Below are 255 nucleotides of genomic sequence, written 5' to 3'. Positions count from 1 at the left end.
CGACAACCCGAATGACCGCCTGCTGCCGTCCTTCGCCGCCATGGGCGAGTCGTTCTCGCGACTGGCCACCGAGGTCAACGTGCGCACCGGCGACCTGCCGCTGTGGACCGACACCTTCGCCAGCCTCGAACGCCTGCTGGCCGGCGTGCTGATCAGTGCGCTGATCGGCCTGACCGTCGGCCTGCTCACCGGTGGCCTGCCGCTGCTGCGCGCCAAGCTGTCACCGCTGATCACCGTGCTGTCCCTGATTCCGCC

Annotated in this window: 1 pseudogene; it reads left to right on the top strand. The window is 69.4% G+C overall.

Annotated features, from left to right (window positions below):
* Nucleotides 1-255, top strand: a pseudogene (locus R0J88_RS21725) (ABC transporter permease); the annotation flags it as partial.

It is taken from the genome of Pseudoalteromonas sp. SIMBA_162 (genome assembly GCF_046535955.1).
Taxonomy (GTDB): domain Bacteria; phylum Pseudomonadota; class Gammaproteobacteria; order Enterobacterales; family Alteromonadaceae; genus Pseudoalteromonas; species Pseudoalteromonas marina.
The sequence above is the reverse complement of the archived record's forward strand: the minus strand, read 5'-3'. Positions and strand labels throughout refer to the sequence as shown.